The sequence below is a fragment of the Bacillus sp. FSL K6-2971 genome (assembly GCF_038006405.1).
Taxonomy (GTDB): Bacteria; Bacillota; Bacilli; order Bacillales; family Bacillaceae; genus Bacillus; species Bacillus pumilus.
In genome coordinates, this window is record NZ_JBBOVD010000001.1 from 3,986,638 (window position 1) to 4,005,821 (window position 19,184).

General features: G+C 39.2%; 16 protein-coding genes and 1 riboswitch. Of the genes, 10 read left to right on the forward strand and 6 right to left on the reverse strand.

Annotation, left to right across the window (positions count from 1 at the left end; genetic code table 11):
• The first annotated feature begins 34 nt into the window (after window positions 1–34).
• The 4 genes from MHI33_RS21160 (at window position 35) to MHI33_RS21175 (ending at window position 6,210) form a co-directional block, all read left to right on the forward strand.
• Complete coding sequence (locus MHI33_RS21160) at window positions 35–1,288, forward strand: MFS transporter (RefSeq protein WP_003214677.1); 1,254 nt, start codon at window positions 35–37, stop codon at window positions 1,286–1,288.
• Window positions 1,285–3,612 carry an ABC transporter permease gene (locus MHI33_RS21165; RefSeq protein ID WP_268453317.1) on the forward strand — a complete coding sequence of 776 codons (2,328 nt, stop codon included), beginning with the start codon at window positions 1,285–1,287 and terminating at the stop codon, window positions 3,610–3,612. The genes MHI33_RS21160 and MHI33_RS21165 overlap by 4 nt, the downstream gene beginning before the upstream one ends.
• A gap of 13 nt (window positions 3,613–3,625) precedes the next feature.
• Window positions 3,626–4,390, forward strand: a complete 765-nt coding sequence (locus MHI33_RS21170) for an ABC transporter ATP-binding protein (protein WP_065099194.1) — start codon at window positions 3,626–3,628, stop codon at window positions 4,388–4,390.
• A gap of 641 nt (window positions 4,391–5,031) precedes the next feature.
• On the forward strand, window positions 5,032–6,210 hold the full coding sequence (locus tag MHI33_RS21175) for a Rap family tetratricopeptide repeat protein (protein WP_340913633.1): 1,179 nt from the start codon (window positions 5,032–5,034) through the stop codon (window positions 6,208–6,210).
• A 100-nt stretch (window positions 6,211–6,310) separates the two neighbouring features.
• Here MHI33_RS21175 and MHI33_RS21180 read toward each other — a convergent pair whose 3' ends face one another.
• From MHI33_RS21180 to MHI33_RS21195, 4 genes are all read right to left on the reverse strand, one after another.
• Window positions 6,311–7,159 (reverse strand): PRD domain-containing protein, encoded by an 849-nt coding sequence (locus MHI33_RS21180; RefSeq protein WP_044139114.1) that lies wholly within the window; start codon window positions 7,157–7,159, stop codon window positions 6,311–6,313.
• A 30-nt stretch (window positions 7,160–7,189) separates the two neighbouring features.
• Window positions 7,190–8,656, reverse strand: a complete 1,467-nt coding sequence (locus MHI33_RS21185; RefSeq protein ID WP_065099191.1) for a glycoside hydrolase family 1 protein — start codon at window positions 8,654–8,656, stop codon at window positions 7,190–7,192.
• A 4-nt stretch (window positions 8,657–8,660) separates the two neighbouring features.
• On the reverse strand, window positions 8,661–10,520 hold the full coding sequence (locus MHI33_RS21190) for a beta-glucoside-specific PTS transporter subunit IIABC (protein ID WP_065099190.1): 1,860 nt from the start codon (window positions 10,518–10,520) through the stop codon (window positions 8,661–8,663).
• Between the two features lie 308 nt (window positions 10,521–10,828).
• Window positions 10,829–11,725: a hypothetical protein gene (locus MHI33_RS21195; protein WP_065099189.1), complete on the reverse strand. Its 897-nt coding sequence runs from the start codon at window positions 11,723–11,725 to the stop codon at window positions 10,829–10,831.
• A gap of 189 nt (window positions 11,726–11,914) precedes the next feature.
• Here MHI33_RS21195 and MHI33_RS21200 point away from each other — a divergent pair, with 189 nt between their 5' ends.
• Together MHI33_RS21200 and MHI33_RS21205 are read left to right on the forward strand one after the other, a co-directional pair.
• Window positions 11,915–12,466 carry a PadR family transcriptional regulator gene (locus tag MHI33_RS21200; protein WP_217012591.1) on the forward strand — a complete coding sequence of 184 codons (552 nt, stop codon included), beginning with the start codon at window positions 11,915–11,917 and terminating at the stop codon, window positions 12,464–12,466.
• A gap of 4 nt (window positions 12,467–12,470) precedes the next feature.
• Window positions 12,471–12,953 carry a DUF4188 domain-containing protein gene (locus tag MHI33_RS21205; protein ID WP_106029400.1) on the forward strand — a complete coding sequence of 161 codons (483 nt, stop codon included), beginning with the start codon at window positions 12,471–12,473 and terminating at the stop codon, window positions 12,951–12,953.
• An 11-nt stretch (window positions 12,954–12,964) separates the two neighbouring features.
• Here the strand turns inward: MHI33_RS21205 and MHI33_RS21210 are convergent, their stop codons facing one another.
• Window positions 12,965–13,588, reverse strand: coding sequence for an NUDIX hydrolase (locus MHI33_RS21210; RefSeq protein WP_217012592.1), 624 nt, complete (start codon window positions 13,586–13,588; stop codon window positions 12,965–12,967).
• A gap of 170 nt (window positions 13,589–13,758) precedes the next feature.
• Here MHI33_RS21210 and MHI33_RS21215 point away from each other — a divergent pair, with 170 nt between their 5' ends.
• Both MHI33_RS21215 and MHI33_RS21220 read left to right on the forward strand, forming a co-directional pair.
• Window positions 13,759–13,965 (forward strand): helix-turn-helix transcriptional regulator, encoded by a 207-nt coding sequence (locus MHI33_RS21215; protein WP_012011842.1) that lies wholly within the window; start codon window positions 13,759–13,761, stop codon window positions 13,963–13,965.
• A complete protein-coding gene (locus tag MHI33_RS21220) occupies window positions 13,962–14,642 on the forward strand; it encodes a DUF3169 family protein (RefSeq protein WP_065099186.1) in 681 nt (226 codons plus the stop codon). The genes MHI33_RS21215 and MHI33_RS21220 overlap by 4 nt, the downstream gene beginning before the upstream one ends.
• Window positions 14,643–14,688: 46 nt before the next feature.
• Here the strand turns inward: MHI33_RS21220 and MHI33_RS21225 are convergent, their stop codons facing one another.
• Window positions 14,689–16,035 carry an amino acid permease gene (locus MHI33_RS21225; protein ID WP_217012593.1) on the reverse strand — a complete coding sequence of 449 codons (1,347 nt, stop codon included), beginning with the start codon at window positions 16,033–16,035 and terminating at the stop codon, window positions 14,689–14,691.
• A gap of 162 nt (window positions 16,036–16,197) precedes the next feature.
• A riboswitch (glycine riboswitch) is annotated at window positions 16,198–16,277 on the reverse strand.
• A 263-nt stretch (window positions 16,278–16,540) separates the two neighbouring features.
• Between MHI33_RS21225 and MHI33_RS21230 the strand changes: the two genes are divergently transcribed.
• On the forward strand, window positions 16,541–17,563 hold the full coding sequence (locus tag MHI33_RS21230; protein WP_268507137.1) for a LacI family DNA-binding transcriptional regulator: 1,023 nt from the start codon (window positions 16,541–16,543) through the stop codon (window positions 17,561–17,563).
• 435 nt (window positions 17,564–17,998) lie between these two features.
• Window positions 17,999–19,180, forward strand: coding sequence for an MFS transporter (locus MHI33_RS21235; RefSeq protein WP_044139103.1), 1,182 nt, complete (start codon window positions 17,999–18,001; stop codon window positions 19,178–19,180).
• Window positions 19,181–19,184 lie beyond the last annotated feature (4 nt).

Below are 19,184 nucleotides of genomic sequence, written 5' to 3' on the forward strand. Positions count from 1 at the left end.
AGACTGACGGTCGGTCTAAAAGGAGAGTGATACCATGTCTTTATTATCCAAAAGAGGTTCATCCCACTTTATTTACCTCGTGCTCGGACAGATTATTTCTGTTTTTGGGTCTTCCTTAATTCGGTTTGTTCTATCTTTACACGTGCTGGATATGACTCAGCGTGTTGACTTATATGCCTTACTATTCGCTTTATCCAATGTACCGCTCCTTCTTTCCCCCTTAGCAGGCGCAATCGCTGACCGGTTTAACAGAAGGAATTTAATGATTTTATTTGATGTTCTCACCGGCATCATGATTCTGGCTTTTTATTTTTGGTTATTCTCAGGCAATGATTCACTCTTTATGATCGGAGCGGTCATGGTGCTTCTTGGTGTGATGAGTACGTTCTATGCTCCCGCTGTGATGTCCAGCATTCCACAGTTAGTAAAACAGGAACAATTAGAACAAGCAAACGGGATCGTCAATGGCGTGCAGGCACTTTCAGGTGTTCTCGCTCCTATTATCGGCGGGGTTCTGTACGGACTGATTGGAAGTCAATCCATTATAGGTGCAAGTGCCATCGTGTTTTTTCTATCAGCATGCATGCTTTTACGATTAAACATATCCTTCTCACCTAGCCCGCTTACAGAAACTATGGGCAAAGTGCTCGTAAAAGATATGAAACAGGGATTTTCCTATATTGGCAGTCAGCCATTTTTAAAAAGAGCCATGTTGCTTGCTGCAATGTTAAATTTCATCCTCACGCCATTTTTTATCGTAGGTGGTCCAATCATTTTAAGGGTCACAATGAAAAGTAGTGACATCATGTATGGTGTAGGCATGGGCTTGATTGAGTTCGCCGTCATCGCAGGAGCTCTGCTAGTTGGACTTGTAGCAAAGCATTGGCGCATCCCTACTTTATATCGCTGGCTGATCGTCATCGCAATCATCTTGCTACCTGTCGCATTCTCTACATCCAACACAGCTCTTCAATTTGGCACTTATCCAGCTTATTTTCTCTTTCTAGCAGGATGTCTTCCTATTGCTATGCTTCTTACAATGATCTCAATCGTTGTGATTTCACATGTTCAAAAGAAAACGCCAAATAGTCAATTAGGAAAAGTGATGGCAAATCTGACAATGGTTTCTCAATGTGCTGCCCCGCTTGGTCAAATGATGTATGGGTTCTTGTTCAATACGTTTTCAGCAAACATGTATGTGACAGTATTAATAGTCAGTACTTTCATGTTTGCCCTTGCCTACTTAACAAAAAATATGCTTCAACATGAAGGAGAATCAGCCTCATGAGACTGACGTTTATAAAGAAGGACTTAACCCGCCACCGTCTCATTTCCACCGGTTTAACCATATGCATTATGATGACATCATTTCTAGCAACAAGCGCCGCTCAAATGACAGTACAACTGAATGGTTCCATTTCTAATCTGCTCCATTCAGCCAAGGCACCAGACTTTGTCCAAATGCATGACGGCAGCCTAAAGGAAAAAGATATTGAGGCATTTTCAAGCAAGCAGTCCATGGTAAAAGCACATCAAATCGTCCCAATGATTCCAATTGAACATGCAAATATCAAGTTCGGAAACGAACCCGCCAAAGCAGGTGTGATGGATCATTTATTTGTGAAACAAAATCGTTATTTTGATTTTCTTTTAAATGAACAAAATGAAAAGCTCACTGTCAGTAAAGGTGAAGTGGCTGTCCCTATCTATTTTCAACAAAAGTATCATCTCAAAATAGGAGAAACGTTACTGATTGGGAAAGGGTCTAATCAATTCTCTTTCCGCATCAAAGCATTCTTGCGAGATGCACAAATGAACCCCAGTCTTGTTAGTTCGAAAAGATTCCTTCTTCATCACAAGGATTGGGACGCAATGAATCAAGTGTTTCATAAAAAGGAATATTTAATTGAATTTTTATTGCATGATGCCGCGCAGGCAGATGCCTTTCAAGCAATCTACCAGTCATCACAGCTTCCACAACAAGGTCCTGCTGTCACATTACCTTTGCTGCGTATGCTGAACGCATTGACAGATGGAATGGTGATCGCCATTCTGCTGCTTGCTTGCATGCTGCTCATCGGTATAGCCCTTCTCTCTCTCCACCTTGCTATGACGGCTTCTATAGAAGAGGACGAACGTGAAATTGGAATATTGAAGGTGCTTGGGATTCCTTTATCAAGAATCAAGCAATTATACGTTGGAAAGTATGCCTTGCTTGCTGGTATAGGGTGTATAGCAGGATATGGGTTAACGTTTATATTTGGTGATATGTTTACAGCCAATATTCAGCGATACATGGGGAATCAGCCTTCTTTCACTTCTTGGTTCATCCCGCTTTGTGTTTCTATTGTGATGGCAATGATCATCATTTCTTTCAGCTATACTGTCCTAAGAAAGTTTGGTCGAGTATCAGCTGCTCAAGCACTTCAAGGCAGCGTCATTTCAACGAATGATAAAAAACAAATACCCTTGCATCTCAAGAAAAACAGGTTCATATCAGTCAATATTTGGCTTGGTTTAAAAGATCTGTTATCACGAAAGAAGTTGTACACAACGATTACTTGTATTATGACCCTTTGTACATTTTTGATGCTGCTGCCTATTCAGCTATGGTACACCTTACAATCGCCGGATTTCATCACATATCTTGGCTCTGGTCAAAGTGACCTTCGAATTGATATACGACAAGGAAATCATCTAAAGGAAAATACTAATAAAATAGAATCAATGATTCGTGATGATCGAGACATTCAAGCATCAGCCATATATGAAACAACTTCTCTTCAGGCAAAATCAAAGGAGAATTCATTAGAAACACTCTATTTAGAAGCAGGTAATCTCTCAGCATTTCCTCTCACCTATTTACAAGGGAGACAGCCTTTAAAGAAGAAAGAAATTGCCTTATCAGTGCTCAGCTCAGATTCACTCCAAAAAAAGGTTGGAGAAAAAATTACTCTCGTAACAAACGGGCAGGAAATTCAAAAAACTGTGACTGGCATTTATCAGGATGTCACTAACGGCGGGAAAACAGCAAAAGCAATATCACAGCCATTTCCTCAAACAGCTCTTTGGAAAACCATTCAAATCCAACTAAACCAAGGAGTAGAAATTGCGGAGAAAAAGACAGTATTTGAAAAAGAGATATCTCCTGCAAAAGTGACAGATATGAAAGAATACGTTCATCAAACAATCGGCAGCACAGCATCTTTAGTAAAAGTCGTTGCATTTTTGTCTACATTAGCTGCTTTTGGAACCGCCAGTTTGATGTTATTCATGTTTCTGCACATGTTAAAAGCAAAAGATTCAAGCCGAAACCATTTATTACGAACGATTGGATTTTCTAAAAAAGATGTAACAGTACAATATATCACAAGTTTTATCGTCGTTATCTTTTTGGGCACATTTATTGGCACGATCGCTGTCCACTCGATTGGACCAGCTTTAATGAGTGTAGGTGGAGCATCCTTAGGGGCATCAAGCCTCCAGTGGCTGGCACCACAATGGGTGTCAGTTGTGTACCCAATCACACTATTGATTGTCAGCTTAGCTTTAACTGCTTCGTTATTGAAGACGTTATTTACTAGTCAAACTACACGTCATACACTTTCATAAGGAGATGTTTCACATGGAACACTTGATTGAAACAAAGCGATTGTCTTTGCAAATTGATTCTTTAAAAGGACAGAAACAAATCATTCTTAAAGATATCCATTTATCGATAAATCCTGGGGAATTTGTGACCATTATGGGACCTTCCGGATGCGGGAAAACCTCCTTGCTTTATCAGCTTAGCGGGATAGAATCAGCCTCAACAGGAGAGATCAAATATAAAGGCAGTTTATTATCAGAAATGACAGATAAACAGTTAACTGCTCTGCGTTTAACAGATATGGGATTTGTCTTTCAACACAGCCACTTACTAAAAAATCTTAATCTATTTGATAACATCATTGTTGCAGCTTACTTAACAAAGAAAAAGCCAAGAAAAGAAGTGAATGAGCGAGCTAGATATTTAATGGCGAAACTTGATATTGATCATTTAGCAGATAGATATTTGTCAGAAGTATCAGGAGGTCAGCTTCAACGAGTCTCTATCTGTCGAGCGCTTATGAATGAACCAGACATTCTTTTCGCTGATGAACCAACAGGTGCTCTTAACTCCAATGCAACGAAGGAAGTGATGAATATATTTTCGAAAATCCATTCTGAAGGAGCGACACTACTGCTTGTCACACATGACCCAAAGGTTGCTCTTCGTTCTGAAAGAATCATGTTTATGAATGACGGAGAAATAACGGCTAGCTTACATTTAGGGAGATATGATGATGAGTCAACTGCCGAGAAACGGGAGACCAGATTAAATCAATGGCTTCAAGATTTAGGTTTTTAAGTTGGAATAAAACAGGCAGCCTTTCTGCCTGTTTTACTTTTCCTGGCACTCAAATGAATAATCCATAGACAAACTATTAGTCTCTAGTATGATTTTGCCGCCTACTTGTTGACAAGATTCTGTCAGCAATTCGATTTCTTTGCTATAAAAGTATCTCTTTGACATATACAGAGTCACTAAAACAAGTAACAGCGTCGCCATAATCACTGTGATTTGCCAATTTAAGATTTTAAATCTTTTTTTCATATCAACATCCTTTCCAACAGACTAATTTTTGTCTGCTTCTATCCGTGTCTATTCCAAATTTGGTCTAGCATCATCATAACTGATTTTCTTTAATAGATCGACCTTCCAACTTACCCACTGATTAACTAAAATCTCTTTATTTGTAATATACCAGTGGTATTTTTGATCATAATCATAAAACCCATTGTATATATTCCTTTTTTAGACGATTAAAAAAAGATTTTAATCATTTGTAAAAACATTCAATCACCATTACAATTTCGTACATCACATGACCATAGGTCCTTTTTATTACCTCTTGGCAATCACCTCACAGAAATGATTATATTCTTCCATAAATTGTGATATCGTTTTTTAGTGAAACAGGTGAAAGGATCTTAAAGAGGTGAAATTTCATGGCTATCATTTCTGCTGAACAGGTGGGGAACCGTTTAAATGATTGGCGAATTGCGATTCGCAAACATGATGTACAAAATGCTAACGCAATGTACACAGAATTAAAGCAATTGCTTCAAGAAATGGAAGAGAATCAGGAGGTATTGACTTATTATTCATTGCTAGAAGGCAAGTATAAACTCATGATATATGAACGAAGAGGTAAAAAACTGAATGAACAGACAGAGCTAGATTGCCCCTCTAAAACAAACGACTTAATTGAATACTATTTTTACCTATACAAAGCCCTTTACGCTTCATATAACAGAGACTATGCATCAGCCATTGGACTGTTTAAAATTGCCGAGAAAAAACTGCAAAACATTCCGGATGAAATAGAAGTAGCTGAATTCCATACGAAAATCGCAAACTTATATATGCTACTTCGTCAAAGCCTAATTTCTCTTCACTATATTCAGAATGCTATAGATATTTTCAAAAGTCATGAAGGATATGAAAGAAGACTAGCGACAGCCATTGTCATCGCCGCTGCTAATTATATGGATATTGGCGACTTCACAAGAGCAGAAAACTACTACAAAAAAGCATTACACATCGCTCACAATCTAAATGATCATTTTCTAACTTCACAACTTTTTCATAATATCAGTATTCTGTATGCCGAAGCTGGAGAATCGAAAAAATGTATCGATGCCCTAGAAAAGGCTCTAAGTGATGAACACTACCTCTCATCGTGCTATTTCCATCACACCATGTTTATGTTAGTCAAAGAGCTGCTCTCTATTGATGAAAGAACACAAGCTCTCTATTACTTCGAATTGGTCAACCAAAAACACGAATCAGAGAAATGCCCCATCTATACAGCAAAAATGAATTTGCTTTACCATCTATATTTTACTGAGGATATGTCTCAAAAAGCTCAAGCCTGTTTCGAGGAAATCAGCATTCTAAAAGAATTAAAGGATGCTGAAGGTGCCTGTGAATTAAGTGCACTAGCTGCAAAACACTTTGAAGATTTAGGTGCCATTCATAAAGCCTATCTCTTTTTGAAGGAAGCCTATCACATGAACCATCCTATATTTGAATGGAGGAATTCTAATGAAAAAAATGAGTTTATTGATCCTCGCTTTAACCATCGTTGTTTTCGGACAAACAGTGTCTTTCAATTCGTTAAATGAGACGAATCCTGGCACAACAGAACGACCTATCGGAACTTAATATAAAAATTGATCACAGCAAAGAACCACTTGCCTGATCACAAGGCAAGTGGTTCCACCATTATTTTAATTGCTGATAAGATATGAGGCGGTGTATATGTACCGCAAGATAAGTAAGCTCATCATTAGGAATGACGATACTATGCACCTGTTTTATATAATCTTTGATTTTAAAAGCAACATCCATCGCCTGAGGATACAAGTGTGCAATTTGTTCAAACAACTCATTTTCTTGATCCGACAGTAATTTATTTGCATAAAACCTCTCTACAAAGAACTTCACATGTGTAATGAACCGACTGTAATGAATATTCTCTTGGTCCATTTTCCTATTCAATGTATAGCGCACAAGATTGACAATGCTCCCGATCATTTTGGCATATTTCATGCTATCTTTTGAATCGGATTCTTCACCTAATGCATTGATTAAGTGAAAGGCGATATTGGCAGCTTCTTCTTTTGGTAATTGTATGCCCATTGTATCATTGACTAACTCAAGAGCGTACTTCCCTACTTCAAATTCTTCAGTATAGTAATTTTTGATTTCCCAGTACACGCGATTCGTAATATTAATATTCTTTTTATGTCGTTCAACAGCAAAATTCAAATGATCCATTAAGGTAAAATAAACACCTGTATTTAGATTTGAATTTAACCGTTTTTCTGCATATTGGACGATGCGCTGAGTTAAATCGATAAACTCTTGAGGCATTGAATCTAACAATTGAAGAAATTCTTTTGCTCTCATGTTATCGACTGACATAAAGACTTGATCCGCATTTTTCTCTTCTATCATTTGACCCGGTTTCTGTCCATAGCCAATCCCACGGCCAAACAAAACCATCTCCTGTTGGTTCTGATCTTCAGCCAGGACCACACTCGAGTTTAAAACTTTTTTGATTTTAAACATCGTCATCACCTGTTTTCATGATTGTGGTGTTCAATCAAGCGATTCACCATTTGTCTCAATGACTTTTTGGTACCAATAAAAAGAGTCTTTTCGAGATCGTTTTAATGTTCCGTTCCCATCATCATCTTGATCTACGTGAATGAAGCCATAGCGTTTTGACATTTGTGATGTACCTGCACTAATAATATCAATTGAGCCCCAGCTCGTATATCCAAAGAGATCGACGCCTTCTTCAATCGCTTCTCTCATCTGACGGAAATGCTCTTTAAAATAGTTAATCCGATAGTCGTCATGGATAGAGCCATCACTTTCAACTACATCCTTTGCACCCATTCCATTTTCGACAATGATAAGAGGTTTTTGATAGCGATCATACAGTTCGATTAAAGAAATTTTCAGACCAACCGGATCAATTTGCCAGCCCCAGTCAGTTGAAGGCAGATAAGGGTTTTTGACTCCACGAATCGTATTCCCTTCTGTCTGTTCTAACCCTTCTTGGGCGGATTCAGTTAAAGACATATAGTAGCTAAATGAGATGAAATCGACTGTATTTTCTTTTAGAATGTTGAGATCATCTGCTTCCATTTGAATATGAATATTTTTTCTCTCAAGCATCCGTGTAATCAGTGGTGGATATTCGCCAAACACCTGAACATCTGCATAGAAATAGTTTTCTAAGTTTTGTTTTAAGGCTTGTTCCACATCATTCGGATGACACGTATGCGGATACGTTGTCAATTTTGTCAGCATACACCCAACCTGGCTACCTGGGATAATACGATGGCAATCAGCTGTTACAAGAGCAGATGCAACAAATTGATGATGAAGCGCTTGATACACGGTCTCTTCTACTTTACCTTCTGGGCAACGATCGGGAATAATTCCTGCTGTAATAAATGAGTGGCGGTGAATACTATCAATTTCATTAAAGGTCAGCCAATATTTCACAGCATGTTGATAACGTTCGAAACAAACATTGGCGAACTTCACAAAGAGATCGACTACTTTTCTTTCCACCCAGCCGTTATATTTCACACTAAGGGCTAAAGGCATTTCATAATGAGAGAGTGTCACAATCGGTTCTATATTGAGTTTTTTCATTTCGGCAAATACACGATCATAAAATTGCAGCCCTTTTTCATTTGGTTCAGCTTCTTCTCCAGTAGGGAAGATCCGACTCCACGCAATAGAAATGCGAAGTGTTTTAAAGCCCATTTCAGCAAATAGAGCCAAATCCTCTTTATAGTGATGATAGAAATCAACACCTCTGCGTTTAGGGTACTTTTTATCGTCTGGATCTTTTATTGCACGATCTATATTTTCAGAAGTCACAGCAAGATGTCCTTCATAGTCTTCTACACTTAAATTGGAACGATACATTGCAATATCTGCAACTGATGGTCCCTTTCCATCTATATTCCAAGCGCCTTCTGCCTGGTTGGCGGCAATGGCGCCACCCCATAAAAACCCTTTTGGAAAACCTTTAATTGTTGTCATATGTTTAGCCTCCTAATTGTGTGACAACCATCAATGTATCTTGACGATTGACCTCTTGTAATGGCTGTACCTTTATATCATATTGATCTGTATTTGTGATTACAGCAAGTGTAACTGGATCATAACCTGCAGCTATGATTTTTTCTACATCAAATTCAATCAGTAAATCTCCTGCTTGAACACGTTCTCCTACCTGCACTTTTGGATGAAAATACTGTCCTTCCAGTTGAACGGTATCAATGCCAATGTGGAATAATACTTCAACGCCTTGGTCCGTTTTCATACCAAGTGCATGATTTGTTTCGAACAGCATGGTCACTTCACCATCTACTGGTGCATAAAGCGCTCCTTCTGAAGGGACAATCGCAATTCCGTCTCCCATGACCTTTGAAGAGAAAATATCATCTTTTACTTCAGATAGAGAGATCATTTGACCAATCACAGGACTTTTGAATGTTTCACCTGCTCCAATTTGTTCAGCAAATGCAGCTTGATCATTTGTCTTTTCTTCTACTGTTTTATCCTTACCTAACACAAAAGCAGCAATGAAAGCGACAATAAAGGAAATGACTGCTCCAATGACAGCAAACATTAGATTTCGTGGGAGCTCATCTGATATAAACATCGACATACTTGCTAATCCAGGGCCAACAAGTACAAAGGCTTGTATACCAACTAATCCAATGAAGATCCCGCCAACAAACGAACCAATCATGACACTTCCAAGGACTCGCTTATTTTGAAGTGTCACACCATACAAAGCAGGCTCTGTGATACCAAAAAATGCTGAAATCCCTGCCGAAATGGCTGTTGATCTGAGTACCTTGTCTTTTGTGCGTAGTGCTACTGCGAAACATGCTCCACTTTCCGCAATATTATGCGCAAGTGATGCTGGCAAATAAAGTGCTTCTTTCCCAAGGGTACCCATCGTTGTGACTGCATAAGGGACCATTGCTTTGTGCATACCTGATGCGACCATGAATGGGAGGACTGCTGCTAAAATCGCGACAGCTACCCAGCCTACTGTATTAAACATTGCAAGAATGATGGATGAAAAACCTTGTCCTGCTGTAAAACCAATCGGTCCTAATAGAAGTAATGTAACTGGTACAGTAATGACTAATGACATCATTGGAACAAAGAAAATCCGAATTGGTTTTGGTGAAAATCGTGTGAAGAATTTTTCCATTTGAGCGTAAAGCAATACAGAAAGGATTGCTGGGAACACTTGATACGCATAAGCTATATTTTTCACGTCGAATGACAGCAATTGCGCACCTTCAGTAAGCATAGCCGTCATGTTCGGAAGAAGAAGCGCACCGACTGCTGATAATGCGACCAGTGGGTTCACCTTTAGTTTATTCGCCGTCGTTACAGCGACTAGTAAAGGCAGGAAGTAAAGCGGTGCGTCCCCTACCATGTTCAATATTTGATAGGTTTGACCCTTTGCATCCATCCAGCCTAATAGAGAGAAAAGGAGAAGAAATGATTTTAAAATCCCTCCGCCTGCGATAGCTGGAACAAGCGGTTGGAAGACACCTACAATGAAATCTAACAGAACTGTGCCTATTTTTCTTTTTTCTTTTGGCTGATTGGATGGCACGTCTTGTCCAGGCGAGCTGCCGCCCATTAATTTTGTTACCTTTTGATACACTTCAATGACGTCATTCCCAATGACCACTTGGCATTGCCCTGACATTCTGACAGCTATGACACCTGGTGTTTTTTCTAGTGCTGGTACATCTGCTTTTTTCTGATCAATTAGTGTGAAGCGAAGTCTTGTGGAACAGTGCTCAAGATGCGCAATGTTTTCTTTACCACCAACATGCTTTAAAACGTCTTTGGCAACTTGTGTGTAATCCATTGTTTCTCCCCCTTTTCTCATACATGAGACCTATATTTCGGCAATAAAAAAAGGACCTAAAACGACAATTTAAAGAAATTCATCGTTTTTAGATCCTGCCTGCATGACCAGTCACATGTCTAATTTATCAATATTGGATTTGATTTTAGTATATATCGAGTTAATGTAAGCGTCAACATATATTTTTGAATTTAAAAAATATTTTTTTACAAGTCTAATGTCATCAAAACGGTCTCATTTTACTTTAGAGGACATTTAAATCGAAAAAGTCAGATAGTCTCAATGTCCTATCTGACTTGATTATTATCTTATTTTTTCTTTGCTTTTTTCTTTGCGGCATTTTTAAATGCTTCTTCTTGCTTTTGATATTGTTTCTTATTCACAGCTTTCAGTTTCATTTTTTCATTGTTTTTCCAAATCGGTAACTCTATATAGGAAGCCTCTACATCAGATGACCCTATCATCTTAGACAAGCCACACTTTATTTTTGGTGTGGGATATACCCAAAAGTTTTTAAAACCTGTGGTTCCAACTGCTTGATATTTTTCTTTTTTCAATGGCTTACTTTTCTTCCCTGTGGCTTTGGAGATTGTAATAGCCCCTGAAAAATCCCCTTCAAAAACGGCTTCTTCGATATCAAGGAAAATTTGATATGAATTGTTTTTTGCTGTATACAGATAGCCGTAGGCTTTATTTAAATTATCTGTGTATTTCCCTATGATCTCATAGTAACGGTCTTCTGCTGTATCCACGTACTCATCATAGCGCTTATCAATGGCTTTGTTGTATTCCTTCAATTTCTTCTCATCAACAGCTTGATAGCGTTTACTTTTCTTTGCTCCTTGCTTTTTGACCATGAGATCTTTTCCAGAAAAATAGATGTCATATACGATTGTTTTCTTCTTTTGTTGGACTTTAAGTTTGTATCCTTTTTTGGTGGTTTTCCCCGTTAGTTTGTATTTTGTTTTCACCATAAAAGGTTCAATTGGATCAACCTTAACACCCTTACCGTTTAGGTAACCCGTGACCTTGCCTTTCTTTTCAGTCACCTTTAGCCAACTGACATTGTCCTTTGTTTTATAGGCATATGCATAAGATTGATTCAGTGATTCTTTTTTAGCAGATGCTTTGTTTCCTCCAAAACTTCCAACACCAATCAATAGTGTAACAATCATGAACAATATTCCTATGTTCCTCAACTTCATTTGTACACCCTCCATTCTTTTATGAATAGATGCGCAAGCACGTTACACATCAAGTATATATTACCATATTTATGATTTATCTCCTGTATTTCAAAAATATAAATCTATCAATTATTATTTTCTTGCTTTTTATTCATTTCAAATTTATTATATATCTAATTGATATATCTTTTAGATAGGTGTGCTGATATGAAAAAATACAATGATACGACGTATGCGATTTTAGGTATTTTAACGACAGATTGTAAGTCTGGTTACGAAGTGAAGCAATTAATTGATAAGAGCTTGCATCATTTTTGGAAAATTAGTTATGGACAAATTTATCCAGCTTTAAAGTTAATAGTCGAGGAAGGGCTTGCTGAGGTTTCACCTGCTTCTTCGTCAGGCCGCTCCGACAAGCGGGAATATCATCTGACTGAAAAAGGGCTGGAGACATTAAGAGAGTGGCTGGCAAAGCCTCTCGATCAGTTACCAACAGAACGAAATGAAGTGTTATTAAAGTTATTCTTCGGTCAATATCTTTCGATTGAGAAAAAAATGGTGCTTCTACAGGATTATGAAAGACAGCTTCGTATCCGTTATGAGACCTATGTTTCGATTGAAGAAAACATTCAAGAGCTTTATCCAGATGAAGCAGATGCGAAGTATTGGCTGTTTACTTTAGATTACGGAAAAAGAGTGGCTCAAGCAGGAATTGATTGGTGCGTGGAAACATCCCAATTGATGAAGAAGGAAGGGTAAATGAATGAAAAAAGACATACGTGCTGGCAGGTTTACAACAGAGAATTCTGACTCGATTGTTGTGTTTATTATCGGCATGCGGATCAACAAACGCTGGGCGGTTCATCAATGGATGCCTGTGTTCATGGCGATGCCTGGCATGATCAGAGAGCTGTATACCCATCAAGATGAGCTTGGTTTCCTCGGGACAGAGAATTACTTTGGCTTACGTACGACAGCGATGATCCAATATTGGAAATCAACAGATGACCTTCTGGCTTATGCGAAGATGGAAAAACATTTGGCTGCGTGGAAGAACTTCCATCAGAGGGCTCAGAACAATGACGCAGTGGGTATTTATCATGAAACGTATCAAATTCAAGCCGGCTCGTATGAATCCGTCTATGTGAATATGCCTTCCTATGGACTGAGCCAAGCGAGAGCGCCTATTCCAATTGGTAAAGGAAAACAAACAGCGAAAGAACGGCTGAAAACAACAAATTCCTAGAGAGCGAATCTCTAGGAATTTCTTTTTGCAACGGTCACAAAATGTTTTAATATGCGGGCTGTTAATCCCCAAATGGTGTAGTTTTCATAATCATAAAACCATTCCTCTATCGAACGACTCCCCCAGCGGTACTTCTCACCATTCATGATTTTTTCATAAGGGAAATCCTCAGCAGGTGTTGGCTGAACGGATACATGATGTAAGTACGGCTCATATTGACTTAGCCATGATAGAGGCACGGTAAAGGTCTCTTCTACTTCTTCTTGATTGAAGGAGTGTTTCACTTTTTGTTCATCAATGATCCCGACATATGGATAGACCACGAAGGATGGAGACGCAATGTAAGGACTAAGCTGTCCAAGAATCTCCACCGATTCTGGCGGAATCCCCAGCTCTTCATGTGTTTCTCGCAATGCAGCTTCCTGTGCTGTTTCGCTGCCGTCGAGTTTGCCACCAGGGAAGCTAATATCACCCGGCTGTTTTCTCATGATGAGCGATCGCACCTCAAATAAAATATGCCATTCTTCGTTTACTTGCACCAAAGGGACAAGGACTGCAGCTTTGAACGCTGTTTCTTCTCCAATAAATAACGGTTGAGATTGATGTAAGTCATTTTTTAATTGGTCAATGAACACGGGCATCACCTATTTTCTGTTTCTCTTTCTTTTAGCGTATCATGGTTCATCTTTTGAAGAAAGATGATCTTTCTGACAATTATTTTTATCAATTCGACAACTTTATTTGTCAAATTGAATAATATACTTTACAATCAAAGAAAGATTCAGATCAAAATTGAGGTGACAGAATGAAAAATCGATTAAAAGAACTTCGTGCGCGTGATGGTTTGAACCAAACTGAGCTTGCCAATCGTGCAAAAGTTTCTCGTCAGACCATCAGCTTAATGGAACGCGATGAATTAATGCCGTCTCTCTTGCTCGCTGTTAAGCTTTCACGAATTTTTCAGGAACCCATTGAACGTATTTTTCTATTCGAGGAGGATGAACTATCATGAAAACTATATACAAAATGCTTTTAGGTGCTCTCCTTGGCTTTCTCGGCGCTTACTGTCTGCTGGCTGCCGAATTTGAAATGACCCTTCTTGATATTGCATTTGAAGCGACTCTTGTCATCAGTGGCTTGACGATTGTATTGATTGTTTATTGTTTTTCAGGGATTTCACGTATGAAGAAAAGAGTATCACTTTCGGTATCTGGAGATGAAGAGGATGAACTCGAAGCAAAACAGTATCGCACCTTTACTGATTTGACTTTAGCCAATACGGTGAGTACCATTTTGTCCATTATTGCCATCGGTATGGCTATCGTTACCGAACAGCCTATTTGGCTGATTCTCGTCAATGTTGCTTTATTTATCGTCACCATTATCAGTTCTTATGTAGCGATATCCGTTCTAAAGCTTGTCTACCCTAATCGCAACCTACCAAGCCCTTCTGACAAAGATTATGGTAAAAAGCTGCTCGCTATTTCGGACGAAGGTGAAAAACATGTGATGCTTGACGGACTGTTTCATACGTATCAATTGATGAATATCCTATTGATCGGTGCCATGTTTATTTTGATTGTGTATTCCCTTGGCGCCAATCACTCTCAGCTCTTCTCAATCATAGTGATTGGACTTGTTTTAATCATTTTGAATGCAAATTATATGTTCAGGATTAGAAATCGTTAAATGAACAAAAGCGCAGCCCAATGCAAAGGCTGTGCTTTTCCGTCCATTATGACGCACGGCGTTTCTTTCGGGCATAAATCAATAATAAGAAACCAAACCAAACCGGTGTTAACAAGAGCGCCGGACGTGTTGCATCCGCAAACAGCATGATCACTAAAATGGCAGCAAAAAGGACAAGAACACAAATGTTTACAAAAGGTGTGAACGGTGCTTTAAAGGTAGATGCTGCATGCAGTTCAGGCTTTGTTTTTTTATATTTCAAATGGCAAATTAAAATAATACTCCATACCCAAATGAAACAAATGGCACTGATGGTTGTGACAATACCAAAGGCTTGTTCCGGAATCAGCTTGCTTAAGAGAGCACCGACCGATACCACAATCGTTGAAACGAATAGTGCATTACTTGGAACAGCGTGCTTATTCAGACGTCCAAAGGAAGATGGGCCCTGTTTTTGATGACTGAGATTATACAAAATTCGGCTCGTCGAGAACATACCGCTATTACAAGCCGAAGCCGCAGACGTCAAGACAACAAAATTAATGAGTCCCGCTGCTATTGGAATTCCAATCAGCCCAAAGGTTTTTACAAAAGGACTTTCTGATGCACTGAGCTCAGTCCATGGGTTGATACATAGTAAGACAAAAATGGCGCCCACATAGAAAAAGAGAATTCTTAATGGAATTTTATTAATCGCAGACGGGATGTTTTTTTGTGGATTGGCTGTTTCTGCTGCGGACACACCGACCAGTTCCACTCCCACATACGCAAAGATGACCATTTGGAATGACAGTAAGAAGCCTGTGACACCATGCGGGAATAGTCCGCCGTGTGACCAAAGATTCGTTACCGTCACCGGTCCTGCATCTGTTTGAAAACCAATGATTAAAAGGACAATTCCAACGCCGATCAATAATAGAATCGTAATCACTTTAATAAGTGCAAACCAGAATTCCATTTCTCCGAAAAGCTTCACCGTTAATAAATTAAACCCTAGTAAAATCAACAAACAAATGATAGCAGGAATCCATTGCGGGATGTCAAACCAATACTGCACATACACTCCGACAGCAATAACATCCGCCATCGCGGTCATAATCCAGCAAAACCAATACGTCCACCCTGTCACAAAGGATGCCCACGGACCAAGGTAATCCTCTGCAATATCGGTTAATGACTGATAGCCTGTCTTCGATAAGAGCAATTCACCAAGTGCCCTCATGACAAAAAAGATCGCCATTCCGACAATTAAATAAGCAAAAATGATCGATGGACCTGCCAATTGAATGGCCTTTCCAGAGCCTAAAAACAGCCCAGTTCCAATGGTTCCGCCAATTGCAATCAACTGAACATGGCGGTTTGATAAATCTCGTTTCAATTCTTGTTGTTCCAATGCTAACGCCCTCCTACGACACGATCTTATACTGAAATAATGAACTCTCAAAAATTCCATAAAAAAAGAGATTGGATGCGCTCCAATCTCACGGTCATAAAAGAATAGCAAAATAGAGAAAAGCAATACACGGCATCATCCATGCATTACAAATACAATATTTCGTACTCTTCTGTCCTTTTGCCTGAGATTGTGAACCCTTCGGCGCCGCACATACATGCGGTCTCTCCAGAAGCTGCTCCTGCCATAGTGTGACCCACAGCAATCATAGCCTTCGTTATTTAATTAAAATGTTGCTATTTCTGAATAATTTCATATTTTACGCCTCTAAAAGAAAGCTGTCAATGGAAATCTTTTATGATTGACGGTGGCAGTCATATAACTTCACTTCATCAATCCCCCTTGATTCATGTATAATAAATCAAAAGATGTTCGCCCCGTTTGATGGAGAAATCCCTCTTATCAAGAACAAAGTTAGGCAATCCATGGAAGTTGGTGAAAACAAATGAAAAAAATGAACAAACAGCGTGTCACATTACAGGAAGTCGCCAAGCATGCCGGTGTTTCGACTTCAACGGCATCACTTGTTGTTCGAAATAATCCTAGAATCTCTGAAGCCACTCGAAAAAAAGTACTGCAATCCATGGAGGACTTAGGATACGTATACGACCGCGTTGCTGCCAACATGCGGTCAAAAAGCTCAAATATCGTTGGTGTGATTGTCACGGATATTTCTAACACCTTTATTTCTGAGTTTTTAATTGGCGTGCAAACCACGCTTGAATCACTAGGCTATACTGTTTTACTTGGTACGACCTTTGACAGTGTCGATAAACAGGAGCGGCTCATTTCCACAATGGTAGAGCACCGAGTGGGCGGGATTATTTTAAACCCAGCTTCAAAAAGCTCTGCACGAACGGTTAAACAATTAAATCAAATTCGCACCCCAAAAGTACTGGCAAATCGTGAATTATCAGATGTGCAATGTGACTATGTCGGTGTTGATTATGAACAAGGTGCTTGGATGGCGGTTCATCATCTTCTTCAAAAGGGGCATCGGCGTATCGCCTTCTTAGGCGGCATCAAGACCTCATCGACTTGGATTGAGCGGATGAAAGGTTTCAAAAGAGCCCATGATGAGGCAAACCTGACAATTGATGAATCTCTTATTATCGATATGGTACCTACTCGTGAAGGCGGGAAAGAAGCACTTGCCCAAGTGATTGATCAGCCTGAGCCTCCTACTGCTATTTTTTGTTTTAGTGATCTAGTCGCATTTGGGGTCATTCAAGAACTGTCAGCACGGGACATTAAGCCTGGTGAAGATATCGATGTGGTTGGATTCGATAATGTTCCTGAAGCGGAGATGTACCATCCGCCGCTCACCACAGTTTCCTCCTTCCCCCGATCCATCGGGGTCAAAGCAGCGAACCTTTTATATCATAAAATGAACGAACAGGATGAAGAGCTGCAACGATTGATCTTAAAGCCTCAACTTCATATTAGAGAAACCTCTTCATCATCATGAAAAGGGAGAATTGCGTACAGCAATTCTCTTTTTTTATTGATCAAGTCAACTATTTCTTTGTTTCATTTTTCTTTTTTTAAATCACAAAGTCATAAACTTGACACATTTAAAACACAGGAGTATATTTATCTCGTTGCTTCTTTTAGTATATCGTTATACCTATTTCTTCATATCGTTATTTCTATCAAAAAACAGTTGAAATTGGTTTTTTATGATTCTGATCAAATCATGAAGTTTCACTTTCTAATCAAGACTGTTAAAATTTTTTGCATTTTAGTAGAACGATGTACTTGATTGAAGAAGAGATGAATATTCATTAATTTACTCATCAATCACACAAGGGGTGTTGTGATGGACTTATGTACATGTAAGGAAATAATCAAGATTATACAAAGAATTTGACCCTAAAGGGGTTTCAAATATAGGAGTGGGAACATGAAAAATCCTTATATTAAATCGTCTGTTGGCATGTATTTAAACTACTTCATGCTCGGCATGATCAATATTATTGTAGCTTCCAACATGGACAGCTTATCTGAACGCTACCATGTGGATATTCCGAAAATCAGCTTGCTTGTATCGGCGATCGGAATTGGTAAACTGGTTGCTCTCTTTTTCTCAGGCCGGTTAGCCGACCGCTGGGGACGTAAGCCTGTCATTATTACAGGAAACTTTCTTTACTTATTATTCTTAATCGGTATTCCAACGACAACGAGTTATACATTGGCATTTATCTTTGCGATTTCTGCTGGGATTGCAAACTCATTACTTGATTCGGGAACATATCCTGCTTTGACAGAATCGTTTCCTAAAAAGGCAAGTTCAGCTTCTGTTTTAGTGAAGGCGTCCGTTTCAATTGGAGCGACTGTTCTTCCATTTATCCTGGCATTCCTTATTGCACATGACATCTTCTGGGGCTGGGCGTTCTTTGGACTAGGGCTTCTTTATTTACTTGTTGGGATTTACTTAATCTTTATGCCGTTCCCGAACCATAAGCAAGTCTCTTCACAAGATGACCTTCCAGTACAGGAACAAATGAAGGAAGAACCTAAAATGCTTGGTGAAGGCTTAGCTGTTGTACTCATGGGGTTCACGTCGACTGCATTGTTTGTCGTATGGCAGACATGGCTTCCGCAGCTCGGGTTAAAATTAATCGGACTTGGCACAGAACAAGCCACACAGCTTCTATCTTATTTTAGTATCGGTGCACTGGTGTCTGTTCTCTTGCTGTCGATCGTCTTAGATAAATTCATTTCACCTATTATGGTGGCAATTATTTATCCAATTGGAGCATTCCTTGCGATGCTTTCATTATTCCAAATCGAAACATACAGCATTGTGATTGTCAGCACCTTTTTCTTAGGGCTATTTACAGCGGGAATCTTCCAGCTGGCGATGAGTATCATGATGAAACTATTCCCGACAAACAAAGCAACGGCTTCATCCTACGTCAACATTGCGGCAAGCTCCGCGTTTATCCTCGTGCCGCTCATTACAAGTGGGTTGGTCAGCACGTACGATATTAAAATGACGTTATTTTTCGATATGATCATTGCGGTTATGAGCGTATTGCTAGCGGTCTTTGTTCTTGGACGCATGAAAAAATTATTTAGATAATTAA